This window comes from Clostridium sp. CM041, from assembly GCF_055081035.1.
The window spans coordinates 3,472,968-3,498,729 of sequence record NZ_CM143648.1 but is presented as its reverse complement, the minus strand read 5'-3'; the positions used below and the strand labels follow the sequence as shown (position 1 = coordinate 3,498,729).

Here is a 25,762-nt window from a genome sequence, read left to right as displayed (position 1 = left end):
ACTCTCATAACATTATAAGACATCCTACCGATAAATTGAAGTGCTTTTTTGAATTTTACATATAAAGATATAGACAAAAAAATACAAATTATTTACCCTTCTGAAATGTCGTTAAATCATCACCTTCGGTGCTGAAATATCGTTAAAAACCGAAATTCTCACCAATTACAACTACAGTAATATCAGCTCTCATAGGCTTTCTTTTAATTACAGAATAGATCCTACAGATTCTAGTATCTGTTTTGCAGTCATTGCAAACTCCCGTCTTAGTACAAGGATTTGGCATATTTAGTCTCATATTATTCTTTGGTGCCGCAATTTGTTCTATTCGTTCAAACGCTAAAGCTTCATTTTTACAAATTTTATTAACCCCTACGACAACAATGACTTTTTTAGGTCCAAAGCTCATTGCTGCCACTCTATTTCCCGCTCCATCAATGTTAACAAGCTCTCCATCTAAAGTTACAGCATTAGAACTACATAAATAAACATCACTAAGGAGCTCACCCCTCATAGTCTCCAATTTTTCGTAAGGTGATAAAGTTGGATCACCATGATCTAACACAACTCCTCCCATGGCCTTTACCTTATCTTGTATACCAAGTTCACTTATAGTCATTGATCCTCCAAAACCTACTCTGTCACCCTTGTGTACATTATTCATTATAAATTCTGAGGCTTCCTCACCTTTTTTTAAATAAACTGCTGAAAACCCATTTTTTTTAAGGACCTCTACTACTTTTGACCCAATAGTCTCTTTATGCCATGTATGAATTTCTTTCATTTCTTTCCCTCCTTTTTTAAGGAGCATTATATCATTGTATATAAAATATATCAATGATATAATTGTATATACCAAAGGTTTTTTAATCAAGTACTCACTTATAAGTTACTTAGTATACTAAGAACTGTTACCACTCAAACTAACACTAGGAGGTATTATGAGCGATAAAATTATGAAAATAAATAATAAAGAATATAGTTGTGCCATAGAGTTAACACTCGATATAATAGGTGGTAAATGGAAGCCAATTATTCTTTGGAAATTAGCCCAAAACGGTGTATTAAGATTTAGCGAATTGAAACGCTCCATGGGTGGAATAACACAAAAAATGTTAACACAACAGCTTAGAGAATTAGAATCATATGAAATGGTTCTTAGAAAAGTTTATGCAGAAGTTCCTCCTAAGGTAGAATACTCTTTAACAAAACAAGGCAAAAGTGTAATGCCTATATTAGACGTTATGTGTAAGTGGGGAACTGATTATTATGATGGCATCGTTTCTTACAATAAAGAATAGTGATTTTTAAAGGGTGGACTTTTCCACTCTTTTTTGATATGTTCAAATTAAGTATGGTAATCGTCAGCTAACAAAACATATTTTTTAACTTTTAGGGTATATTAATTGCTAAAAGGAGTGATTTTTTTGAATGTAACCAGTACTTCATTATCATATATGTTTTTTGCAATTTCTATAGTATCATTTATATTTTTCTTGTATTACAAATTTCTAGTAATTAACACAGGTGATAAAAGTAAAAGACGAGATAAAATTATTGGATCAATGAAAGACCCTGAGCATTGGAGACACGGAAATAATATCATGGCTTTTGTTTCTCTGTTTTGGGCCTTAATATCGCAAGGTGCGTTTATTTATCTAAAATTTTTATATAAATCAGGATTGGTTTCAATTATATATGTTTTTATCTATTTGGTTTTTATCTCACTAAGTGTTTTATTATTCATTAAGAAAAACAAAGTTGCACGCAGTAAATAATATAACTACAAAACAGTAATAATCTATTTCTTATTACTGTTTTGTATAATTTCAATAAAGCTTTTAATAATCTGCGCTGTAAAACCCCATATCTTATAGTTATTATATTCATAAAAATGCTCATCTAGATACCCTTTTCTAAACTTATAGTCTTTTCCTCCATTTATTAAATGGAAAGGAAAACCCTCTTGGTTTATGGGACCTATTTCCATTCTATAAAGCAGTGGTTCATTTTCCAAAAAGAATTTTAGTGGAACTTTAAAAACGTGATCTACTTCATCCTCATTAGGATTTATATCACCATATTTTAGTTTGCCTATAAAAGCATATAGCAAGTTACCATAAGGGCTTATATAATAATCCATATCCCCTATAATTTCAATTTGATCCCTTTTCAAATTTAATTCTTCCATAGTTTCTCTGATAGAAGTTTCCCTTGGATTTTCATCTAGTTCCACTTTTCCACCTGGAAGACAAACATCACCTGGCTGGCTTCTTAATTTATGAGCACGCACTTCAAATACAATAGATAACTCCTCTGCATCCTCCGTAAGTAATATCATAACTGCACTTTCTTTAAATTCTCCAATAACCTTTGAATCTCTATTTTTAAATATTTTTTCTAGGCTATTTACCATACCTATCACCTCCTGATTCAACCTACTTATATAATATACCAATATGCTAAGATAATAAACCATACCTTTCTGTATTTTGGTTCTCACATAGAAAACTTAAATAAATTGTATTAACTCCATCTTAAATACATCTTCATTAATCAATGTACCTTGTTCTTAATATCTTAAAATGTTATACTTGCTTTATAATTATCAATAGATAAAGATAAAATTCAATACAAATGGAGAGATGAAAATTGAAAAGAAAAAATCGGCTTTTATTATTTACACTAGTGTTTACTTTAATCTTTTCTACAACTGTTTTAGCTGCTGTTAACCCACCAGAATTAATTGGTAAAGCTGCCATTTCTGTAGATATGGATACTAACGAAATTATTTACACCAAAAACATTGATAATAAGATGTACCCAGCAAGTATTACAAAGCTTGTTACAGCTTTACTACTAGCTGAAAACAAAAAATCAACAGACAACTTAAATTATACAAAAACTGCAAAAGAACAACCATCTTACTCATATAATCTAAATGTACAGCCTGTAGCAATTGGAGATACAATGTCCGCTGACAACGTAATGGATGGACTTCTTCTTTATTCAGGAAATGATATAGCCTATATGATTGCCGATAACGTTGGTCAAAATCCAACTAATTTCGCTAAAATGATGAATGACAAGGCTACAAATCTAGGAATGAAAGGCTCTCATTTTATCACACCTAATGGTTTGGATGATAAAAATGATCAACATTATACAACTGCTTATGACCTAACTCTTTTAGGTAGAGCTGCTTATAAAAATGATTGGGTAAAAAAGTCTATGGGTAAAAAAACAAGTATAATAAAATCTGCTAATGGGGTCGAATCTACTGTTCAGAATAGAAATAAACTTCTTGGAATAGAAGGCAACATAGGTGGTAAAACTGGTTATACGGAAAAGGCTGGAAGATGCTTAGTTTCTATATATGAACGTAACGGTCGCCATATCATAGGCGTTGTTATGAATTCTGAGTATGATTTGCCAAAAGATACAAAAGTCTTTGAAGATATGAAAAAACTAATTGACTATAGTTATGACGTTAAAAAAGAAGTGCTTAATAAAAAAGATACTGAAATCAAAACAATTTCTGTACCCTATAAGGTTATTCCATTCATAGGACCTGAAAAAACAATTGATGTGCCATTAGATTCAAAAGAAGATGTGACCTTTTATAAAAATGATGTCGCACCGCAAACTTCCTCTAAAGTTTCCCTCACAAATGCATGGAAACTTAATAAAAAGACTTCTGTTGGGACATTACTTTTCAAACAAAAAGATGCTGAAAAAAGCTATAAATTATATCCAATGATTTCAAAGTCTGCTCTTATTAAAGACAATGTAATTATCTATGCTGTAGCTGCCATTGTACTAATCGTAGTTTTAGCATTAATTGTATTATTAATTTCTTCTATCAACCGACGTAAAAATCGTCATAGTAGAGGAATGAGATTCAAATAGGTATTTGCGAATTTAAGGACTATATTAATTTTAAAATTAATATAGTCCTTTTTTAGGCTTTTCAAATAGTTTTATTGCGGTATATTGACATTTATATCGTAATATATTAATATAAGAATATTGATATATACAAGTTGTTATATTTTTCATTACATGTATAAAACAAATCTAGATTAAAATTTATTGATTTTTAAAAGGAGATTTTTTATGAATGCCAACTTTGAACAATATACAGAAATTGCTGATTTATTAAAAGCTATTGCTCACCCTGCACGAATATGTATTATTAGAGGACTTATAAACAAAGGAAGCTGCAATGTTAGCTATATGCAGAACTGTTTAAACCTTCCTCAATCCACCGTCTCTCAGCATCTTCAAAAACTAAAATCTCTTGGAATTATCAAAGGTGAGAGAAATGGTCTACAAATTAATTATAAAATTTGTAATGAAACCATCATAAACGTTATAAATGCGATATTTCCTGATGAACATTAATTGTATTTTCAAAAAATTAGCGCTATGTGCTTTTTCTAACAGTATGTTATAGCAAAAGTATATATTGCTCTTAATCACGCATTTTACGCAATATATACTTTTTTTAACATACTATGAAAAAAAATATTATACATCAAAATCCCCATCCTGAAACTTCCTTATTCCATACACATTTATGTTTACCTATTGTTATAAATTATCAGCTATCTTTTTTCGTCTTTTTAAATTTAACTTACCATCGAAAGTAACTAAAGTTACCCCCATTATTATGACCACGCATCCAACTATCTGCCAAATCTTAACGACTTCATTTAGTATTACTCCCGCAGCAATTAGACTCATAATAGGCTGTAAATTTATATATGTAGTAATGACGGTTGCTCCAAGATCTTTTAGGCAATGTACATATATTACATACCCAATGCAAGAACAAAAAATTGATAAATACAATATATTTAGTATAACTTTGGTAGAAGGAACTTGAAGTGTGCTAAAAAATAGTGAAGGACTTAAGAATAACGCTCCCCACATAATTTCATAAGTAGTTATACTTATAACTTTATAATTTCCTTTAAAACTACTACAAACAATGTTGTAAATTATCCAAGAAAATACCGCCCCAAGAGTCATCAAGTCTCCTATACTTCCTTTTGATAATATGCTTACTCTTTCCTTAGATGCAACTATTATAATAATTCCAATTAAACTTAAGGTGGCACCAATTATTTTTCCATAAGTAAGTTTTTCTTTATAAATTATTTTTTGGGTAAATAGAGTAAATACTGGTATAGATGCAATTAAAATTGCAACATTTGATGCAGATGTATATGCAACAGCAGCGTTCTCGAATATAAAATATATTGTTACTCCAAAGAGACCACCCAAGGCAAATTTAAACTTGTCCTCTTTTAAAACCTTTTCCTTAGGGAATTTCACTTTTAATATTATAAATAAGATTATTGCGGCTAACATAAATCTATAAAATGCCGATAATGTTGGATCTACCTCTTCTGATATAACCTTTATGCTTAAATATGATAAACTCCACATAAACATTAAGATAATTGCCAATACATGAGATGTTTTTTTGTTTTTCAATATATCACTCCCTTTTACTTCACATGAGAATAAATGACAAACGCCTAATATTATTATATCTCAGCATTCTAAAGAATTACAACATAATTTTATTCCAAATATCTAGTTACTATAATATATTATTAAGATAAGTCTCATTTTTAAAAATAACAATTCAGTATCATAGTATGTCTATATCCCTATTTATTTTCATATGCGTAATATATTAAAATACGTTTTATGCAATTTATGTATTGTTAATATTTCATTTTTGCAGTATTATATTATAGTATTCAAGTTTCAGCCGTCACTTATGAAATGTTTTTTTATATAAATTTCATTTCGTTAAAACGCAAAAATTATCTACACACATATGGAGGTGCCAATTTGAAAAAAGAATTTTCTTTAAGTAACGATAAAGTAATGATAAATTTCACTGCAAAATACTGTAATAGTCCTGAAACCCTATTAGAAAGTGCTGGCTTTCGACGGGTTTTCAACGCATATCTCAAAAAAATAAAAAAGAAAAAATCGAATATATATAAATATTTAATCCAAAATGCACACACAGACAATGAGAATTTAGATGTCTTCATTGTACATTTATTTAAACTCTTATCTGTATTAAATGTACATGAGATTACAAATTTAAACACTAAATATAGTTCCCTTATAAGTAGTAAGGATACTTTTATTGATTTTATAGAAGATTTCTATGGCTTTTGGAGAAAACTTGAAAGATACACTGTAATTCACAACAATAAAATCAATGATGGCCTTGAGAAAACAAGCTTTGTTGAAGCTAACAATGATTTTTCAATGCTTATACTTAATTTATACAGAAAAATTGAAGAGAATGTTGTTGGCTATAAACCTAAGGTTTACAGGCAACTGCCTGCAGGTGGCAATGCTGGTCTAATTGTTAATAATGCATATTGGCCAATTCCTTCTGGATATGAACTATTAAAAGACGTTCCATTTATTGATTCGATAATATTAGATTTACCTTATATAAGCTACCCCAAAAAGAATACTCGCAATGGAATTTTTAATGAATGTTTTGAAAACCCATTGAAAAATTGTACTATAAGCACAGACCATTGGTTTTGTTATCCAGCTAAAGTAGGCACTTTACTTGCATTCATTTATATTCACAGAGATTTTATGGCCCATGCAATAACGCTATGTAACCTCTTTGAAATGGCAAGTGAAAGCGAGTATAGGGGCATTAAGCCAGATATAGTTTTTGTTTTTGGTGGTAAAGATTCTTCTAATATTAAAAATTCTTCTTCTAACGGCAGCACAGTATTTTATGATGATGTAGCAAATAATATCATGCTTGGCTATATAAGTTATGGCGATGAAATTGATTATTTCGGATATGTAAAAAAGATGACCTTAACACTTCATAACTTAATAATGATTAAACGAGGTTCTCTGCCAATACATGGTGCAATGGTAAACATTATTATGAATAATGGTAACAGTGCAAATATTGTTATCATGGGTGATAGCGGTGCGGGTAAGTCTGAATGCTTAGAAGCCTTTAGAAGTTTAAGTGAAGATTATATCAGTGACATGACCATAGTCTTTGATGATATGGGCGTTCTTACTCTAAACGAAGGTGCTAAACCATTAGCCTTTGGAACTGAAATTGGTGCTTTCGTAAGACTCGATGATTTAGATGCAGGTTATGCCTTTAAAGAAATTGATAGAAGCATATTTATGAATCCTGATAAAATTAACGCAAGACTTGTTATGCCAGTAGCAAGCTATAAAGATATTATTAAGGGCTATCCTATAGATTTATTTCTCTATGCAAATAATTATGAAGAAGTAACCTGTGATATTGAGGAAATTAATTTCTTTACGAATCCTACGGACGCTATTGATATTTGCAAAAGAGGGTCAAGGATGGCAAAGGGTACTACTACTGAATTAGGTCTTGTAACCTCATATTTTGCAAATCCTTTTGGTCCTGTTCAAAAACAAGAACTAGTAGATGTACTTCTAGTGAACTATTTTGAGGAATTCTTCAAAACAGGTGTAAAAGTTGGACAAATTAGAACTTCCTTGGGTGTAAAAGGACAAGAAAAAGATGGTCCTAAAAAGGCAGCTAAAAAACTATTTGAATTAATTATTAAATAAGAGTGCAATCCGTATGAATTTTCTCCTGCGTGACTCCAAATAAGGGTTTGAAAAGTGAAATTTCATACTATTGCGCCTGTGGAAGATGGTAATTATGTGATGAGGCCACTGAAATATGTATAATATTTCAGTGGCCTTTTCATTATTGCTTGAATTCTTTTTCAATAACATCTGTTAATTTTTTACATGGGATAATCTTTAATTTCTTGAATTTAACCCCCGCCTTTAAACAATTTTGAGGTATATAAGCCTTTTTAAACCCCATCCTGTCTACTTCTTTTAGTCTTTGCTCTAAAGATGGGACTTTTTTTAATTCACCAGTAAGACCCAGTTCTCCAATAAATACTGTATCCGTAGCTATTCCATGATTAAGCGTAGAGGATGCAATACTCATAACTACAGCAAGATTCACCGATGTTTCAGTTAGTTTAAGACCGCCGGTTGCTTTTATAATAACATTCTTATCATAAAGCCCTATTCCTCCCCTTTCTTCAAGAATAGAAATAAGGGTTCCCAGTTGTTCCTTCCTTGAAAAACACTCACTTAACCTACTTGGGTAAGGAGTAAAAGATTTAGATACAAGACTTTCTATTTCTATAACAATGGGTCTTGTTCCATCCTTTATAACAGCTAAGGCACTTCCTGGAACCAACTCATCTCTTTTGGTCATAAAAAACTCAGAAGGGTCAGTAATCTCTTCCATTCCGATGTCCGAAAGCCTAAACATACCACTCTCTTCCGTATTTCCAAAACGGTTCTTCTTACTTACCAAGTGTTTTAGCTCTTCTCCATCTTCTCCTTCAATATATAATACAGTGTCTACTAAATGCTCTAATATGCGTGGTCCTGCCATCTCATCTGCCTTTGTCATTTGCCCAACCAGAAAAACAGCTCTTGGTCTCTCTGGATTTTTTGCTTTATCCTTTAAAGCTGTGGCACATTCAATTACTTGAGTAGGAGAACCCGCTCTCGAACTTGAATATTCCTCCAAAGTGAATGTCTGAATACTATCAAGTATTATTAAATCGGCATCGACAGTTTCTATATGTTGTAATATTTCGTCAAGCTTTGTATCCGAAACAACCCAAAAGTTATCAGCTATCTCTTTTACTGTTCTGTCAGCTCTATTTTTAATTTGGCTATTACTTTCCTCTCCAGACGCATATAAAACTTTATATCCTTTTAATGACAGTGAATTTGCGAGTTGTAGCAAAAGTGTAGACTTTCCCGCCCCTGGGGGAGCAGATATAATAGTCACACTATCTCTAACTATTCCTCCACCCATAACTCTATCAAATTCTGAAACTCCAGTAATTATTCTGTCACTGTTCGCCTGTACAACCGCCTTTAGTTTTGTAGGTTTAGTTGTTGTTCCCATACTATTTAAGGTATTTAATTTAGCGGATCCCGCCTTAACCACTTTCTCTTCATATGAATTCCATGCACCGCAATCATTACATTTACCCATCCATTTTGGAGCATGTGACCCACACTCTTTACAAACATAGATTGTTTTATCTTTTGCCAATTAGAGCCATCTCCCTTTAATTATCATGTCAGTGAAATTCAGAAAAAAGATAAGCAGAAGATATATTTTACTTTCTGCTTATCTTTTCTATTATTCCACCTTAGCTTTTGAATTTTTGTAAAACCCACTTACCATATCAAAATTGTTTTTAAGCCTTTGTCCATTATTTAGTTTAAGTACTCTATCATTATTTTTAATAATATAATTTTCAAGCTTTTCCATGTACAACTCTCCAGCTATTTCTTTTTGAGTAACCATGGTTAATCCTTTTTCCCAACTAGCTGTTAACTCTGGATTTAAAAGCGTAGGGATAGAATTTTTCACCACATCATAGATAATTTCTCCAAGTAGAGTAGGCATAACTACTTGTGTTTTATTATTAGATTTAATGTATTCTATTTTTTCAAGCTTTGTTAAAATCCCTGAACGAGTGGCACTTGTACCAATACCTGACCCTTTTATATGTTCTCTTAGTTCTTCATCTTCAATTAGCTTACCTGCATTTTCCATAGCTATAATAATTGAACCTGTGGTAAACCTTTTAGGGGGAGAAGTTTTACCTTCTTTTACAACTAAATCTTCAATTTCTACACTTTGACCTTTTTTTAATGTACTCAAAAATTTCATATTTGTGCTTTCATTATCATTGCTATCCCTATCCGGTTTTAAAACTTCCAAATAGCCAAGTTCAACGCACACCTTATCTGAGGTGAAAAATCTTTCTTTGTCAATCTTTGTTATAACAGAGACCTTACTATACACAGCGGGCGGATAAAAAATCGCCAAAAACCGTCGTAACACTAAGTCATAAATTTTCTTTTGTATATCCTTTAATGATGAATAGTTTTGAAGCCCTTCACCTGTTGGAATAATAGCATAATGATCTGTTACCTTGCTATCATCAACATATTTTGTTTTAGCTATATTGCTATACCATTTTTTTTCTAAAATATGCTGAGCTATATTATTTATCTCAGCATTTCCATTTAACTTCGTTAATTTTTTTATATTCTCATCTATTTCTTTTGCTATCGCTGTAGTCAATACCCTAGCATCCGTTCTTGGATATGTAAGCATTTTCTTCTCATATAATGCCTGAATGTGACTAAGCGTTTGCTCTGGATTTATCTTGAATTTCTTAGAACACTCATTTTGTATTTCTGCTAAGTTAAAAAGTAACGGAGCATTTTTGTTTTCTTTTTTCTTAGTAATATTTTCAACGAAAACTTTACCATCTATACTAGAATCCCTTAGTTCTCCCATCAACTTTTCCGCCGTTTCCTTAGTTTTAAACCCACCCTCATTATAAAGCATAGGTGAATCAAAATACTTAGAACCCTCTACCGCTTTCCATTCTCCCTCATAATTACAACCTTCATCTACCTTAAAACTGACCATAATCTTATAAAAAGGAGTAACAACAAACTCGCGAACTTCTCTTTCCCTTTGAACTACCATTCCAAGCACACAAGACATTACTCGTCCCACAGCAATAACTATATAATTTTTCCCAAGATAATTGCTTACAGTTTTTCCATATACTAAACTTAAAAGCCTTGAGAAATTAATTCCCATTAGATAATCCTCTTTTGCTCTTAAATAGGCCGCTTCAGATAAATTATCATATTCACTCAAATCCTTTGCTTCTTTAACTCCTCGAATAATCTCAGCTTCCGTTTGTGAATCTATCCACACTCTTCGTTTTTGCTTATTAGGAGTCCCCGCCATTTCATCTACTAATCTATATATGTACTCCCCTTCTCGCCCCGAATCTGTACAAACATAAATTCTATCAATATCTTCGCGTATTAGTTGGCTTTTAACTATATTAAATTGTTTTTTCACTCCATCTATAACTTCATATTTATACTTTTTAGGTAAAAATGGCAAAGTATCTAAAGACCACTTTTTAAGTTTTGCATCATATCTTTCTGGGTAACTCATAGTAACAAGATGTCCCACGCACCATGTAACAACAGCTTTGTCAGACTCTATATATCCATCAAACTTTCTACCATTTATTTTTAAGACTTTGGCAAATTCCGCAGCAACACTTGGTTTCTCTGTAATAAATAACGCCTTACTAATAATTACCACTTCACTTTCCATTAAATCATCTCCTGCGGAGCTGAAGTATTAACAAACTCTATAATACATGCTCTAATAATTGTATTAAGCAATCTATTATACCATTTTTTACGCACCTATTTCAAAAGAAATGCACTTATAATTCTTTTAGATATTTTTTCAAATCTCCCCCTGTGCTTTTTTCAAACTTACCCTTGTCTAATTTGAAATATTGTGCCTGCTTCTCTAGATCATTTATTAACTCTACTAAAGTTGCATGACAGGTAAGTACAAAAATCTGATGAGTTTTTGAAAGCTGTACTAATGCCTTAACTGTATTTTTCGTATGTGCAATATCAAAGTTAACAAAGGAATCGTCTAAAATCACTGGTAAACTTGGCTTAATTTCTTTTATTCTGCTTATACGAACTGCCAAAAATAATTGTTCTTTTGTACCCCTGCTTAACTCTCTTGAACTCTCCTTAACACTCTCATCTCGTAATACAGTTTTAAAGTCTCCCTGCATTAAATCTTCCATAGGCACAATATCTTTGTATTCCCCAGAGGTTATTTCACTTAGAATATCACTAGCTCCTTTTAATAACTTATCCTTAGTACTTTCTAAAAATTTTTCTCTGATTTTTTCAAGTAATAAAGCTGCTGTATTATAAACAGCATATTTTTCTGCAAGTGGCCGCAAGTGGCCTCTTGCCTGTCTAATTTCTTTATCGTATTGCACTAACATCTCATCAGAATTTAAGGCTAGGAGTTCATCTTTTAAAGTTTGTTTTTCATTCTTTAAAATATCCAATTGCCCTATCAATTCTTTAATTTCAGCATTTAATCCCTCGTATTCATAAGTGAGTTCATCTATATTGATATACTCCCTATATAAATTTTCAAGGATTTTTAATAGATTTGTATCATCACTGGGCGCAGCTTCTACTTTCCCATCATATAATATTTTTTTTATACGCTGGCTTTTTATCGATTGCAATAACTTCTCCTGAATAATTTTTAATTCATTCTGCTTATTTAAATATTTTATATACTTTTCTCCCTGACTTATATACTTTTCTATATTTAAAATTATATCCTCTAAGTAATTGCTTCCAAGGAACCCCAATATCTCATGCTCTACCATGTTTAATTTTAAGTAACTTTCATGGGCTTTTTCCACCAGTATCAAATACTTATATAACTCCTCTAACTTTAGTAGTATGTCACTACAAATATTCTCAATATTATCTAAATTTGTTTTCTCTGGATTTTTAGTAATAAATTCAGTAAATTTTTTAAGCACCTCTTCAATACTACTTAAAGATCCATTAAGGGTATTAAAGTGACTGCTTAGTTTTTTCTTTAATAAATAATACTCCGATATTTCATCCTTTAAATAAGACACTGTTTTAAAATAATCCTTGATACCTTCTACTGAGACTCTTCCATCAAGCTTTAGAATATCTCTATACTCGTCCATTATGTTGTTTAGTTCTCTTAAATCCTCATCTAAGCTTATTATTTCCTGGGAATTATTACCGATATCACCTGATCTATTGTCTATCTGAGTTTTAATTTCTATATTTCTATTTATAATTAGTTTGCTATTTGAGTAATTTATAAACAAATATAGGGCTGATCCTATTGCCCCCATTATTATTAGTGAACACCCAAGCAATTTATCTATAAAAAATAATACCAAGCCTAAAATCATAAAAGATATTGTAAGATAAAAATATTTTTTCATATAAGTTGCAGAATCGCAGGTTACTATTTGTTTTTCTAAGATCTCTCTTTGAACTTTGAGGTCTCCAATTCTTTTATCACAAACTGCTCTATCGTATTCTGCCTTTTTAAATTTTTCAATATTCTGTATTAAAATGCATTGTTGCACCTCATCACAATTAATCTCTGAAATATCTTTAAAACTAGACCAGTTATCATTTGATTTTTTAATTTTATTCATTAATAACTGTGTTTTCTCATAATACTCTTTTTTTACACTTAGTAGGTTCTTGTTCATTTCCTTAATGCCTGATATTCCATTATAAAAATCAATAATTAAATCCTTACTACCTAAAAGTAATTCTTTCATAGGTTTCTCTGTGGTTATTTCCCTTTGAAATTCATTGTTGTCATTATTGTACTGTTCTAACTCTTTAATATATTGAGTTTTTAGAGTCTTTGCTTTTTCTATATTATATTCCTTTATATCGCTATGACTAAAAAAATATGTTTGAAGCTCGCCCTCAATATTTTTTCTGTCTTGGTTAAGCTCGTAATTGTGCCTTAAAATGTCTAATTTAATTATATTATTATTGCTAATCTCAAGCTGCTTCTCCTTTGAAATTATGGTAGCCTGAAGACGGGACAAGCTATTTTTCTTTTCAGCAAAAGTATCTAACATGGATATGGATTTTTTCCTTCCCTCTACGCCTTTTTTAATATTCTCTGTGAAGGGCTTAAACATTTTAGTTGATGGATTTCCACGAGTTCCACCGATTGTATTAGCTTTTTCCCTTAACTCTTTAGCAACTCCAGGAATTTTTGCAATATGCTTAAAGCCTGCACCCAGTAGCATAGACTGCAGGTTACTATCTTCCTTGCCAGAGCTTTTATTGAGTTCATCAAGACTTATGGTAAAGAGTTCTCTGTAGGCTGATTTATCTATATTATATAACCCTTTATTAGCTTTATTGTCTGTAGCATTATTATAAACTATCTCCGGATTACTAAATCCTTTTAAAAGTACATTTACGCCATTTCCATCATCTAATAATAAATCACATCGTACATCGTATTGGAATTTAGCTGGGGGTATATTGCCATTCTTTGAAAACCCAAAGGGGATATTTCTAAGTACCTGCATTAAGGTAGTTTTACCAGATCTATTTGCTCCACCAATAACTATTATGCCGCTACCCAAGTCTTCCAGCTTTCCACCTTGAAACACGCCGAAATCTCTAATATCTAGCTGTGTTATTTTCAAATTCTCACCACCCCTATATTATTTCTAAAGCTTCTGCCAATTTTTCAATAAGCAATTCTCTAGCTTGTGATATAATATCCTGCATAACTTCTTCATCAAAATCAAATTTATCTTCATCTATATTTTCTTTATAAATTTGTTTTTTCCAAATGGATCCCCAATTTTTTGCAAGTTGGTTTTTATGCTCAGGGTCCTCAGTATATAAGCTAATTATTTCATCTAAATCCTTAAAAATAGAGTTTTGCATTTTTAGACTTTCAAAATCCTGCATAAGTGGTTTGGTTCTAAATATTATGGAATCTATCCACAGAAAATATTTTTGGGCGACCAGTTCTTCATTTATTTCCTCTATAAACTGCTTATAATCATCTTCCGTCATGTTATTTATATCACCGTGCATATCTGTTCTTCCTTTTATTATAAGCTTCACAATATAGCCTTTAAATTCATCCAATAGATCTTCGTTTAAAGGCGTACTTTCCTTAGAATATGTATCTTCCTTTAAAGGAACAATCTCGCTATAAATTTCAGGAAGACTATATGTTAAACTACTTATCTTATCGTAAATTACTCGAAGTAAATCACTATAATTTTCTATTTCATTCTCATCACCTATTATTACTTCTACCCTTTTATACATAACTGTTGCTACAGGTATGAATTCCATATGGGCAATTTCTTTCTTGCATGCTGTAACTAAGAAAACTCCCCCTACTCCCTGTTCTCCCATATCACGCCCTTGAGGAATCCCTGGGAAAGCTATAATAGGTTTCATAGTGCTTAAAATACTTAGTTTATGAATATGACCTAGAGCCCAATAATCTATATTATGCACCACCTTAAGTTCCTCCAAAGTGCAAGGAACATAATTTTTATTATCCCCTTCTAAAGCAGTATGTAGCATCGCAATATTAAAAACATCATTATCCAATAAATAGTTTTCATATATTTTTTCTCTTTCGGATCGATGCTTATAAGATTTCCCAATAATTTTTGCTATAACTTTCCCTTCTTTATATACCTCAAAACTCTCTGCTTTATCAGCGCTTACTATATGAACATTTTGGGGCATAGCAAACAATTCCTGTGCATCATTTATAGCATCGTGATTACCGTAAATAGCATATACACTTATATCTTTTTCATTTAGTCTTTCACATTGATTAATAAAAAACCTATTTCCTCTTACTGATCTTAAATAGCTATCATAAACGTCTCCACAAAGCAATATAAAATCTACCTTATATGAAATAGCTTTATTACATATCCTTTCAAAGGCATCATAGACAGCGTCTTTACACAAGTCTTTAATTTCCTCCTGCGGGTTCCCATTTATATTAAGAAAGGAACCTAAATGCAAGTCCGCAGCATGAATAAATCGAAATGTTCCACTCATTACTTTACCACCCCCTAATATAGATTTTACCATAAAAACCAAAAATAATATTACTACTACTCCATTAAGATTTTATTATTCACTACAATACAAAAAATTTTAAGTTATAATAGTATCTATAAATATTTTAGGGAGGTTATTAAAATGAAGTTTATAGATTTAAGAAGTGATACAGTAACGCAGCCTACACAAAATATGAGACAAGCTATGTTCACAGCTGAAGTTGGAGATGATGTTTATGGAGATGATCCAACTGTAAAAACACTAGAAGAGTATGCTGCTAAACTTGTTGGAAAAGAAGCTGCGCTATTTGTACCAAGTGGTACAATGGGTAATCAACTAGCACTTTTTACTCATTGCACTAGGGGTAATGAAGTAATTCTTGGTGATGATTGCCATATAGTAATGCATGAAGTTGCTGGTGCATCAATAATTGCTGGGGTTCAGCTTAGAACCCTAATGAGCAATAAGGGTGAATTAGATCCTAAAGAAATTGAATCCAAAATCAGAAAAGAGGAAGAAGACATTCATTATCCTAGTACAGGCCTTATATGCATAGAAAATGCTCATTCCTTCGGTACAGTAATACCTCTAAGTACGATGAAAAAAATTTATACCTTGGCAAAAGAGCATGAAGTACCTGTTCACTTAGATGGAGCAAGGCTTTTTAATGCCTCTGCTTACTTAGATGTGGATGCAAAAGAAATTACTAAGTATTGTGATTCTGTTATGTTTTGCCTATCCAAAGCTCTTTGTGCACCTATAGGTTCTATACTTGCTGGTAGTAAAAATTTTATTGATAAGGCAAGAAAGAAAAGAAAAGTTTTAGGTGGAGGTTTAAGGCAGTCAGGTATTTTAGCTGCAGCAGGCCTTGTAGCACTTTGTGAGATGATTCCTCAACTTAAAACAGATCATAAAAATGCTATAGTTTTAGGTGAAGAATTATCAAAAATCCCTGGCATAGTAGTCAATAAAGAATATATCCATATTAATATGGTATTCTTTGATATGAAGAGTACTGGATTTAGTAGCAGTAAATTAGTAGAGAAATTCTACAATAGAGGAATAAAAATTAATGGAGAAGAAGATGGATTAATGCGTTTTGTTACCCACAATTGGGTTTCTGATAAAGATGTTGAATTTGTTATATCCTCACTGAAAGAAATTCTTACTCTAGGCTAACTTTTATAATTTTTTCATTGTGCCTTATAGTATAAAAAATAAAAAAAAGCATACAATAATCTTAGTAGATGATTTATTATGGTTGAGTCTAGAGTGCTCGTAGGCTGGAAATGGCTTTAGAGTATTCGGCCAAAGGTGTATGCGAGATCTGCTAAGGTTTTGTATATGCTGGAGGGAAGATTATTATGGGTTCTTAACAGCTGGATATGTGCCTAACCGTATATATATGGTTCTCCCGGATGTGTAATATTCGAACTAAGATGATATAGGTTGCCGCAGGTTTTATTAACTTATAACTAGGGGTTATTCTTAATCGAGAGATTGTTTTTGGCTCCCAAGGTGTTCTATATTGTCGAGCAAAGATGTATATATGTGCTGTAATGCTTGTATGTTGTTGAAAGATTACAAATGGGTGTGTAGGTATGTATATGGGTTGTAGCGAAGACTGTTCTAAGTTGTCAAATAATCCCTAGGGTTAAAAGGCAAGTTATTAGGTACATGAAAATAAATAACAAGTCAAATAGGCTAGCATATTGACTTGTTATTTGTTTAAATGTATTTATAATAAACTTGCCTTTTTGTTATTAGGTAATCTATAAATCTGAAACCTTGTGGGTATTATTTTTTTATCATTTCTTTACTTTCACTCATAGGTTTACTAACATCATAATGGCCTTTGATAGTATCTACCTTTTTCCCGTCAACAAGAAATTGAACCTTTGTTATTCCTAATTCCTTATCTAAAACCAATGTGTTTATTATTGAAAATAAAGCCATTCCCTCACCTGCAGAGCCACCCTGCATTTTCTCACTTAAGTTACCTTTAAAATCAACATAAGCTATATGTTCTTTAATCTGCACATCTAGTACTTGTGCTACAACAGGCAATGTTGCATACAATTTCCCTGCTCCTTCGCTTTTTGCACTAGGGCCTTTTACTAATTCCTCTACAATAGACTTAGCTGTAGGCTTTGTTATATTTCTTTTCTCTCCTACTAAGTACATAGCTTGATCATCACTAAAATACAGCAGCACTTCACTACTTTTCACTTCTTCTTTAGGTTCTGATTTAGTTTCTTCTTTAGGTACTTCCTTAGTTTCTATTTTATTAACTGCTTTTGGATCCTCTTTCTTTACCTCAGATTTCCCACAAGCGACCAATGTAAATATTACCACACTACATACTATTACTGAAAGAATCTTCTTCATTTTTGTCACCTTCCTATTTACATCCCATATAGCAAACGCTACACGTATTGATTTTACTTATTATATTAATCGTTGACAAAATATGAAAACCATCTTAATTTTGCTAGCAATTATTTCTAATTATATCATAAATTATGATGTTATGTGGTAATTTTTTTAAAATTAAGTTTCTCTAATTGTACATACCATTTAGAATATGCATTTCCATATCCATCTCTATAAGTGCCTTTTGAATCCTTCACCATAACTATTGCTCTTTTATTTATTTTATAAATGAACCCACTATATTTTTTACCTGCATTCACAAAACTCACCTTTTGTCCTATTATTAAACCGTATTTTTGTGAAATTATCTCCTTTTGACTTGGCAATTGGTGATACACATCCGTATGGGCAAATAAGTTATTAACCATAGTTTTAAACCTAAGTTTTTTGCAACTAGATTCTTTATAAATATGTAGTTCAATTAAATGACATAATTCATGTTCTAATACTATTTGGAATGCCTCTAAGGAATCTTTTGTATTTATACCAGAAACTATTTTGTCTCTGTCTACCTTATAATACTGAAAAAAGAATTTTATTCCCATCCTGATTTCATAACTTTCTTCTGCTTCGTGCAATAGTTTTATCTTTCTACTATACATAGTTTTTCCTGCAGCAGAAGTCATCCTAGTGGATAACGAAAAAATTAAGCTCCCTTTGAATCTTTTACTAAAGTAATCATAAAAAAATTCTTCATCATACAAATAGAATAAAATTTTCAAATCCTCATTTGACATGCATTGTATACTTCCATTTTTTACATTAATAGATCTTACTATGAATTTCTTTCTTATTCTATTTCTTTTTTCAATTATTTCTGACCTGCCATACTCTAAATCTTTTATATTTTCATTTATCATTATCTTACTTCCTTATTCTTAGGTAGATTCAAAAAAACAAGTAGTCAGTATATCCTGACTACTTATTTATTTCCATGTGTTTAATACTTAAAAAATCTAGTGAATTTTAAACAGTTTTTAAAATAGCGGTGTCAATTATAAAATTAACTGTATCTTTAGGCTCATTAGAACTTTCCCTTAACCTATTAATAAATTCATCTTGCATTTCATTTACATCAACATTCTGCAATTCAAATTTTTCTTTGATTTCATTAATTTTCTTGTCTATATTTTCTTTATGAAAAGATAGTGCTACATTCTTTTTAATAGCCAATTTAAAAACTAACAATAAATTTAGGTATTCTTCTTTGTTTATTTCTAAATCATTCTTTCCTAGTGCTCCATTTAAAAACTCTATAGATTTATTTAATTGATTAGTATACTTCTTAGTGTCTTCACTGCCTATGATAAATGCTAATATAGCTTTTACTGTGTATTTTATATTTTTTTCTAATTTATCTTCCACATTAATACCAAAAGCTCCGCTGGCAAATTGGTTCGACGCCAAAATCCTTAATAACTCATTTCTTTGAAAATTAGCATATTTATCATTACCTTCTTTTATTTTAAATAAATCTTTATAATAAAATGCTGTTGATTCAGAGTCTTCATCTAAACTTTCACAGGAAATCCCTAATTTTTTCGTTGTTTTAACAGGCAAAATTTCTCTTATTCTTATTCCTATTATTGGATCTTCCATCTCTTCATAAAGAATAAATGAAGTTTCTTTGCAAATTATACCAACCTTTTTAGAAATTTCAACAATTTTATTGCTCATTGCATCACGAAGTTCCCCTCGTTCATACTTGACTCTGTGTTGAAGAGATTCTATACGTTTTTTGTACCACATTTTTTCAATTAAATTCACATTTTCTTCTAGTTCAAGTTCATTAAGCATAATTATTCTTTGAATTCTATTGTTACCAACTTTTCCTTTTAAAGTTACAACCCCGCCCACTTCTCCTTTAATTTTAGCAAAAATTGAAAATGGTTCTTTATCATACATATATTCAATAGTTCTTGGGAATGTTGTTTCCACATTCATTTTACCCCAATCAATTTCAATGTCAGTAATTTGAGGATTTTTGATTCTATTAAACTGTCTAAGTACTTTATCTTCAATTCTCTCATCTGGGGAAATAACTTCTGCAGCACCATAGCTAATACGAGCCAATTTATTTATGAAATAACTGTTTACTGAAGTATCTATTCCAAAAGTAAATATTCGGCTTTCTTTAATGTTCTCTTCCACAAAATTCAATATTTCTTTTTCATTTTCAACAACATCATCTGTAAATAAGAATATTATATTTTCCTCTTTTTCACTTTTTCCAAGTAGTGCATATTTTATTGCATCAAAAATTGCTGCATCTTTTTCTGTTGTAAGTTCTTCAATCCACTTGCTAGCATTACTTAAATTTTCTTCGTTAAACTCAACTCTAATGTCTTTAGAGAAGTAATTAAGCTTATCTCCAAACGCTGCAATATTAAAGGTATCTCCTAGTGTTAAATTTCTTAAACATAGTTGAAGCGCATTTTTACCTTCTATTAACTTATCTTCATCCATTGATATATCAAGCAGCAATATATAATTTTCTCCAGTCGGTTTTTGTTCTATTTCAATCTCTGGTATAAACCTTAAATATAAAATACCCTTATCATCTCTCGGATAATCATATATCATTCCTGTAGTTTCTAATTTTTCTTGCTCTTCTAGTATTATTTCTAAATCTTGATCCATTTTTTGATTTTTTCCATCTAACGTTACTTTATATAAATTATTTTCTTCATATTCAACCTTGAGTTTATGCGAAGAACATTTAAATTTTAATTTTGTTAAGGATTCAACTAATAGGCTTAAAGTGAACTTATAATTTTCATTGGTGCTACTATCTTTATTAGATAGTAAATTATTATTAGTAGAAAGATTTATTGGAGTTATTATAGTTGGAATAATTAATTTTAAGTTTCTATTTTCATAACTAAGTTCTTCCATATAAGACACTTTAATTTTCACAACTTCATTAGGAATTATCTTGCCAATAAATATTCTAACTATATTATCTTTAAATTCTTCCAGCATAAAAGTGTTATTATCTTTTCCCTTAACATTCTCGTATAGTTTATTTGCTTCTTCCTTATCTTGTATTAATCCCTTTATAGTTCTACCGCCAAGCACTGCTTCAAAACCAGATATAACAGCTCCATCTGGAATTGGGAAAGTATAAATTGCTTCTACATTATTGCTTCCTTTATTCTCATATACATGGTCAATAGTATACTCCGCAAATTCCCCACATAAATTTCCTCGAATATTAACTTCTTTTAAAATTATATTATTTTTCAATTCTTTTTTATGTTTATTTTTATTAATCGACATTGTATCCCTCCTGATTTTAATACCAAAAACTTCACAGAATTTTTAAAATATTATATATATATTTTATCATTAATATTAAAATTAGTCTTTGAATTTTTGCAACAATTTTATTATTAAACGAAACTTCTAATAGTTCTATAGATTTTCATCTTTTTTTCTAAACATCACCTGTTACGCTATAATACTGGCTTGTTATTTGTTTTTATGTGCATTATAATAAATAAGTATGTGCTATAAGAACATACTATTAATTTAAATTCTATTGAAAGGGGAGATTCTCTAATGAAAAATTGTATAGTAGCGCAATCAGGAGGTCCAACTTCCGTAATAAATGCTAGTGTTATAGGATTACTAGACGCAAATATGAATTCTCACTATTATGATAATGTTTATGCTGGTATATATGGAATACAAGGTATTTTAGACAACCACATTGTAAACCTATCCACCATTAACTATGATGATGTTAAAGGATTAAAATACACGCCATCCTCTGGTCTTGGTTCTTGCAGATATAAATTAAAACCATTTGAAAAAAGCACCGAGGAATACATAAAACTCTTTGAAATATTAGAAGAATATGAAATAAAAACATTCTTCTATATCGGGGGGAATGATTCACAAGATACTGTTCATAAATTTAGCGTTTACGCAACTGAGCATAATAAGGATGTAAAATTTATTGGCATTCCTAAAACAATAGATAATGACCTACCAATTATGGATCATACCCCGGGCTTTGGAAGTGCAGCTAAACTAATTGCTACTCAAGTTCTTGAAAACTTCCTAGATGCCAGTGTATATCCTACAAAAGGGGTCTTCATACTTGAAACTATGGGACGTGATACTGGCTGGCTCGCCGCTAGTGCTTGCCTTGCAACTATTAACGGTAAACCTGCTGCAGATTTTATATATCTACCAGAAGTAGCTTTTGATATAGATAAATTTTTAAAAGATGTCAGTAAAAAACTTACTGAAAAGAATCATGTTTTCGTAGTAGTATCTGAGGGCATCAGAACTAAAGAAGGTAAATTCTTAGGTGAAATGGGAGCAACATGCCTCGATAAATTTGGTCATGTTCAATTAGGTGGTGTTTGTGCCTACCTTAAGAATTTAATTTTAACTACGAGTACCGCTGAAAAAGTTAGAGTTTTAGAACTTTCTACAATTCAACGTTGTTCAATGCACTGTGCATCTCAAACTGATATTGATGAAGCATATGAAGTAGGAAAAGCCGCTGCTATTTATTCTATAGATGGAATAAGCGGAAATATGATAGGTATAAGAAGACTTTCAAACGATCCTTACACCTCTGCAACTTTTGCGCTCGATACTGTACATGTTGCAAATAACATTAAATACTTCCCTAAGGAATGGATAAATTCGGAAGGTAATAATGTTACTCGCGACGCATACGAATACACCTTGCCATTAATAATGGGGGAACCAAAAATATCAATTGAAAATGGTCTTCCTAAATATACATTTTTAGAAGAATCCTTTAAATTTTAAAAATAACTGTAACAAGGTTAGTTTAATATTTCCTAAAGGTAATAAAAAAGGTAGATATTTTTGCTGCTGCAGAAATATCTACCTTTTTAGCTTTTAGCTATCTTATGATAACGGGTTCTCATTACCATATTTAAAATAAATTAATGAATTTAAAAATCTCTGGTATTTATTAATTTCAGAACTAACTTCTCGTCCTCTAAATATTACTATTGAAATAACTTCCCATAAAAATACCCAGCCGCCTATGTTAAATCCTTGTTGTAATGTTTCTAAGATTATGTTTTCACCAACTATTGTACCTAAAAAAATAGACATTGCTAGTAAACTAAATGATGAAACTAAATATTTGAATAACCTACTATAATTCCCCTTTAAAACTCTAATTTCCTGATGCAAATAAAAGGAATAATAAGTTTTAATACCTGCAATTAACAATTCTTCTCTAGTTACATCTTTTCCCTCTTTAGGTAAGTAGAAACATATATCTACTCCATGTTTAGCCGGAATATCTTCAAAACAGTTTTCAAGAAAAAGTGCTAAATCTGGATCCATGTCTCTTTTTCTAAAAGGAGCACGATCCCATTCATTAAATATGTCAGTGTACTTATCTATAGCTACCTGTATAACATAATTTCCTGTGCTAGTATTTTTCTCGTAAATTTTTTGAAGATAATCACTTTTTTTAGCTTTCATGGGTTTTTCCTTTCCTCTATTATTCATGTTCTGCAAAATGTTTTGCATATTATCAACCTTTCATAACCAATTCAGTTATGACTTATTATACAACTTTTATTCGCAAGAGCCAAAGGTCGCCATTCTAGGTAGTTTAGCGGTTACTTAAACTATTCGAGTAATCCTCTAGTTTTCATTAAAGTCCTTATGTTTAGACTGCCATTTGCAAATATTTGAAATTTTATAGTTAATTATAAAATTAAATTCAAGTACCAGTTTAAAATTTTATCGCCCCAAATTATCATTAAAAAAGCGGCTATTATAATAGATGGACCAAAAGGCATTTCTGATCTCCCATTCTTTTTCTTGAATCTCATTAAATAAACACCAATGATTCCGCCAATTATAAAAGAAAAGAACATCATCACAATGGTTAGTTCAAACCCTAAAAACAAACCACAAAGCCCGCAAATCTCTGCATCTCCCCAACCCATACCCTCTGTCCCAAGAATAAGTTTTGACAATAATATGATAAAGGTAATTGTACCTGCTCCGAGTATCCCTCCATAAATGTATGTAACTATTGATTGTCCCATGTAGATATTCACTCCTAGTAAAACAATACCCATAGCGATAGCCAACCATGTTGTAGTGGTATATACTTCCATAGTATCATAATCTATCATAGCTATAACTATTAAAAAAGGTATAAGTATTAAATACCGTGCTATATAAATACTGGCTCCATATTGAAAATAAGTTAATAAGAAAAATATAGCTGTTGTAAGTTCTACCAGTGCATATCTACTAGATATCCTCTCTCCGCAATTTCTACATTTGCCCCTTAAAAAAATCCAACTAAATACTGGTATAAGATCATAGGGTTTAATATCACTGCCACAAGAAGTACAGTGAGATGCGGGATATGCTATATTTTCTCCTTTTGGAATTCTATATATACATACATTTAAAAAACTTCCTATTAATAATCCTAAGATAAAAATAATTATTCCGAAAATACTTGCCATAGGTAGACCTCCTTGAATTTACTTTTATATTTAAATACAAAGAAGCATTTATATTAGTCTATTTTAATATAAGTTTTTAACTCTTTTGTATTTATTTTCATTATTACTTTAACATATATATGCAAATAATAACATTCAAAATATAAGTTAGTGATAATTAAATCCGCAAAATAAGATGTTTTAGGAGGATTACTTTACTATAAAGTTTTTTTCAATTATTAATGCAATGTAATCTTGTGAATTTAAAATAATTCAAAGTCCAAAGTCATTAAAACTTTGGACAAATAAATAAGACTACAGATATGCTTATTATTTTGCGGGAGGATAAACTCCCTTTTGTTTAGGATACAACTGGGCGCCGCCAACTGTAACAAAAACATTGTCATTACCATCGATTTCAACAAAAAATTCACCATCAGTAACTGCCTTAACATCAGGCTCTACTTGAAGATAATCCGTTATTTCTTTGCCTAAATGACTTGGCTTAAAGTAAGTTGCTTTTGTTATGCCATCCTTAGCAATAAGAGTATTTGTGGCATCACCAATAACCTTTGCACTAGCTACATCAACTTTCGCTTTAGCATCCTTTTGTACCCCACTAAACTTAGGCACCGCAATTGCCGCTAAAATCCCAATAATTGAAATTACAATTATTAGTTCAATTAGGGTAAATCCTTTTTTCTTTTTAACCTTTTTCATCATTCTTTGTTTCCCCTTTTGTTATCTTTTTATTTTAACTCCTTTTGAGAGCTACTAACTTTTAATTGAGTTGAGTTTTACATGTGAGACCCACTTATAGAATTTTGTATTTATTCCATAAATAAGTAGCCAATTTATAGAAGAACTATAAACTGACTACCACGGATATGTTTACAATGTTATCCTTATTTATTATTTATATACATATTTGTATGCATCAGTTTCTGCCCACATTAGGTGCCATAAGGATGATTAGAAATTTAGTGCGATCTATAGGTAGCTCAGATATTTCCTGGGTATATCATAAATGCCTTTGAATCCATACCTAACTTTACCACCAAAAGCTAAAAATGCTAATCCATGTATACTCTCATGAGCAATTGATATAGGAATCATAAGAAGCAACACATATATGTAAAAATTAATGATTAAGTTTGACGTTGGGTAAAAAATAAAAGATTTTAGAAAGAAATTATCTAGTATGTTATTTGCGCTACTCCCCAGGAGCTTTACGGTTATAAATGTTA

Annotated in this window: 20 protein-coding genes; 7 read left to right on the top strand and 13 right to left on the bottom strand. The window is 30.9% G+C overall.

Annotated features, from left to right (window positions below):
- Positions 1–142: 142 nt before the first annotated feature.
- Positions 143–784: a lactate utilization protein gene (locus ACWJJT_RS16475; RefSeq protein WP_462955468.1), complete on the bottom strand. Its 642-nt coding sequence runs from the start codon at positions 782–784 to the stop codon at positions 143–145.
- A 157-nt stretch (positions 785–941) separates the two neighbouring features.
- Here ACWJJT_RS16475 and ACWJJT_RS16470 point away from each other — a divergent pair, with 157 nt between their 5' ends.
- Together ACWJJT_RS16470 and ACWJJT_RS16465 are read left to right on the top strand one after the other, a co-directional pair.
- A complete protein-coding gene (locus ACWJJT_RS16470) occupies positions 942–1,301 on the top strand; it encodes a winged helix-turn-helix transcriptional regulator (protein ID WP_462955467.1) in 360 nt (119 codons plus the stop codon).
- A 126-nt stretch (positions 1,302–1,427) separates the two neighbouring features.
- Entirely contained in the window at positions 1,428–1,778 is a 351-nt protein-coding gene (locus tag ACWJJT_RS16465) for a hypothetical protein (protein ID WP_462955466.1), read from the top strand.
- A 23-nt stretch (positions 1,779–1,801) separates the two neighbouring features.
- On the opposite strand, the gene ACWJJT_RS16460 is transcribed toward ACWJJT_RS16465, so the two are convergent.
- Complete coding sequence (locus tag ACWJJT_RS16460) at positions 1,802–2,416, bottom strand: NUDIX hydrolase (protein WP_462955465.1); 615 nt, start codon at positions 2,414–2,416, stop codon at positions 1,802–1,804.
- Positions 2,417–2,652: 236 nt separating this feature from the next.
- On the opposite strand from ACWJJT_RS16460, the gene ACWJJT_RS16455 reads away from it, so the two are divergent.
- On the top strand, positions 2,653–3,909 hold the full coding sequence (locus tag ACWJJT_RS16455) for a D-alanyl-D-alanine carboxypeptidase family protein (protein ID WP_462955464.1): 1,257 nt from the start codon (positions 2,653–2,655) through the stop codon (positions 3,907–3,909).
- 207 nt (positions 3,910–4,116) lie between these two features.
- Complete coding sequence (locus ACWJJT_RS16450; protein ID WP_462955463.1) at positions 4,117–4,404, top strand: ArsR/SmtB family transcription factor; 288 nt, start codon at positions 4,117–4,119, stop codon at positions 4,402–4,404.
- 189 nt (positions 4,405–4,593) lie between these two features.
- Here ACWJJT_RS16450 and ACWJJT_RS16445 read toward each other — a convergent pair whose 3' ends face one another.
- Entirely contained in the window at positions 4,594–5,502 is a 909-nt protein-coding gene (locus tag ACWJJT_RS16445; protein WP_462955462.1) for a DMT family transporter, read from the bottom strand.
- A 366-nt stretch (positions 5,503–5,868) separates the two neighbouring features.
- On the opposite strand from ACWJJT_RS16445, the gene ACWJJT_RS16440 reads away from it, so the two are divergent.
- Positions 5,869–7,629, top strand: coding sequence for a phosphoenolpyruvate carboxykinase (locus ACWJJT_RS16440; protein ID WP_462955461.1), 1,761 nt, complete (start codon positions 5,869–5,871; stop codon positions 7,627–7,629).
- Positions 7,630–7,771: 142 nt separating this feature from the next.
- On the opposite strand, the gene radA is transcribed toward ACWJJT_RS16440, so the two are convergent.
- The 4 genes from radA to ACWJJT_RS16420 form a co-directional block, all read right to left on the bottom strand.
- Positions 7,772–9,157, bottom strand: coding sequence for a DNA repair protein RadA (gene radA, locus ACWJJT_RS16435; RefSeq protein ID WP_462955460.1), 1,386 nt, complete (start codon positions 9,155–9,157; stop codon positions 7,772–7,774).
- A 90-nt stretch (positions 9,158–9,247) separates the two neighbouring features.
- Entirely contained in the window at positions 9,248–11,245 is a 1,998-nt protein-coding gene (locus ACWJJT_RS16430; RefSeq protein ID WP_462956805.1) for a DNA topoisomerase, read from the bottom strand.
- A gap of 136 nt (positions 11,246–11,381) precedes the next feature.
- The gene (locus ACWJJT_RS16425) at positions 11,382–14,213 is read right to left on the bottom strand and encodes an ATP-binding protein (RefSeq protein WP_462955459.1); all 2,832 of its coding nucleotides are present in this window, start codon (positions 14,211–14,213) and stop codon (positions 11,382–11,384) included.
- Between the two features lie 13 nt (positions 14,214–14,226).
- Positions 14,227–15,609 carry a metallophosphoesterase family protein gene (locus ACWJJT_RS16420; RefSeq protein ID WP_462955458.1) on the bottom strand — a complete coding sequence of 461 codons (1,383 nt, stop codon included), beginning with the start codon at positions 15,607–15,609 and terminating at the stop codon, positions 14,227–14,229.
- 144 nt (positions 15,610–15,753) lie between these two features.
- On the opposite strand from ACWJJT_RS16420, the gene ltaE reads away from it, so the two are divergent.
- Positions 15,754–16,791: a low-specificity L-threonine aldolase gene (gene ltaE, locus ACWJJT_RS16415; protein WP_462955457.1), complete on the top strand. Its 1,038-nt coding sequence runs from the start codon at positions 15,754–15,756 to the stop codon at positions 16,789–16,791.
- Positions 16,792–17,409: 618 nt separating this feature from the next.
- On the opposite strand, the gene ACWJJT_RS16410 is transcribed toward ltaE, so the two are convergent.
- The 3 genes from ACWJJT_RS16410 to ACWJJT_RS16400 all read right to left on the bottom strand — a co-directional run bounded on the left by ACWJJT_RS16410 (position 17,410) and on the right by ACWJJT_RS16400 (position 21,324).
- Positions 17,410–18,000 carry a GerMN domain-containing protein gene (locus ACWJJT_RS16410; RefSeq protein ID WP_462955456.1) on the bottom strand — a complete coding sequence of 197 codons (591 nt, stop codon included), beginning with the start codon at positions 17,998–18,000 and terminating at the stop codon, positions 17,410–17,412.
- A 140-nt stretch (positions 18,001–18,140) separates the two neighbouring features.
- On the bottom strand, positions 18,141–18,905 hold the full coding sequence (locus ACWJJT_RS16405; protein WP_462955455.1) for a hypothetical protein: 765 nt from the start codon (positions 18,903–18,905) through the stop codon (positions 18,141–18,143).
- A 106-nt stretch (positions 18,906–19,011) separates the two neighbouring features.
- A complete protein-coding gene (locus ACWJJT_RS16400; protein WP_462955454.1) occupies positions 19,012–21,324 on the bottom strand; it encodes a VIT and vWA domain-containing protein in 2,313 nt (770 codons plus the stop codon).
- Between the two features lie 282 nt (positions 21,325–21,606).
- On the opposite strand from ACWJJT_RS16400, the gene ACWJJT_RS16395 reads away from it, so the two are divergent.
- Positions 21,607–22,836: a 6-phosphofructokinase gene (locus ACWJJT_RS16395; RefSeq protein ID WP_462955453.1), complete on the top strand. Its 1,230-nt coding sequence runs from the start codon at positions 21,607–21,609 to the stop codon at positions 22,834–22,836.
- A 102-nt stretch (positions 22,837–22,938) separates the two neighbouring features.
- Here the strand turns inward: ACWJJT_RS16395 and ACWJJT_RS16390 are convergent, their stop codons facing one another.
- The 3 genes from ACWJJT_RS16390 to ACWJJT_RS16380 all read right to left on the bottom strand — a co-directional run bounded on the left by ACWJJT_RS16390 (position 22,939) and on the right by ACWJJT_RS16380 (position 25,238).
- The gene (locus ACWJJT_RS16390; RefSeq protein WP_462955452.1) at positions 22,939–23,529 is read right to left on the bottom strand and encodes a hypothetical protein; all 591 of its coding nucleotides are present in this window, start codon (positions 23,527–23,529) and stop codon (positions 22,939–22,941) included.
- A gap of 230 nt (positions 23,530–23,759) precedes the next feature.
- Positions 23,760–24,536 (bottom strand): prepilin peptidase, encoded by a 777-nt coding sequence (locus tag ACWJJT_RS16385; RefSeq protein ID WP_462955451.1) that lies wholly within the window; start codon positions 24,534–24,536, stop codon positions 23,760–23,762.
- Between the two features lie 309 nt (positions 24,537–24,845).
- Positions 24,846–25,238 carry a prepilin-type N-terminal cleavage/methylation domain-containing protein gene (locus tag ACWJJT_RS16380; RefSeq protein ID WP_462955450.1) on the bottom strand — a complete coding sequence of 131 codons (393 nt, stop codon included), beginning with the start codon at positions 25,236–25,238 and terminating at the stop codon, positions 24,846–24,848.
- Positions 25,239–25,762 lie beyond the last annotated feature (524 nt).

What these genes read in the sequence shown, in the direction of transcription:
- ACWJJT_RS16475 (WP_462955468.1), bottom strand. Translation starts at nt 784, where the DNA reads ATGAAAGAAATTCATACATGGCATAAAGAGACTATTGGGTCAAAAGTA.
- ACWJJT_RS16470 (WP_462955467.1), top strand. Translation starts at nt 942, where the DNA reads ATGAGCGATAAAATTATGAAAATAAATAATAAAGAATATAGTTGTGCC.
- ACWJJT_RS16460 (WP_462955465.1), bottom strand. Translation starts at nt 2,416, where the DNA reads ATGGTAAATAGCCTAGAAAAAATATTTAAAAATAGAGATTCAAAGGTT.
- ACWJJT_RS16450 (WP_462955463.1), top strand. Translation starts at nt 4,117, where the DNA reads ATGAATGCCAACTTTGAACAATATACAGAAATTGCTGATTTATTAAAA.
- ACWJJT_RS16420 (WP_462955458.1), bottom strand. Translation starts at nt 15,609, where the DNA reads ATGAGTGGAACATTTCGATTTATTCATGCTGCGGACTTGCATTTAGGT.
- ltaE (WP_462955457.1), top strand. Translation starts at nt 15,754, where the DNA reads ATGAAGTTTATAGATTTAAGAAGTGATACAGTAACGCAGCCTACACAA.
- ACWJJT_RS16410 (WP_462955456.1), bottom strand. Translation starts at nt 18,000, where the DNA reads ATGAAGAAGATTCTTTCAGTAATAGTATGTAGTGTGGTAATATTTACA.
- ACWJJT_RS16405 (WP_462955455.1), bottom strand. Translation starts at nt 18,905, where the DNA reads ATGATAAATGAAAATATAAAAGATTTAGAGTATGGCAGGTCAGAAATA.
- ACWJJT_RS16400 (WP_462955454.1), bottom strand. Translation starts at nt 21,324, where the DNA reads ATGTCGATTAATAAAAATAAACATAAAAAAGAATTGAAAAATAATATA.
- ACWJJT_RS16395 (WP_462955453.1), top strand. Translation starts at nt 21,607, where the DNA reads ATGAAAAATTGTATAGTAGCGCAATCAGGAGGTCCAACTTCCGTAATA.
- ACWJJT_RS16390 (WP_462955452.1), bottom strand. Translation starts at nt 23,529, where the DNA reads ATGAAAGCTAAAAAAAGTGATTATCTTCAAAAAATTTACGAGAAAAAT.
- ACWJJT_RS16385 (WP_462955451.1), bottom strand. Translation starts at nt 24,536, where the DNA reads ATGGCAAGTATTTTCGGAATAATTATTTTTATCTTAGGATTATTAATA.
- ACWJJT_RS16380 (WP_462955450.1), bottom strand. Translation starts at nt 25,238, where the DNA reads ATGATGAAAAAGGTTAAAAAGAAAAAAGGATTTACCCTAATTGAACTA.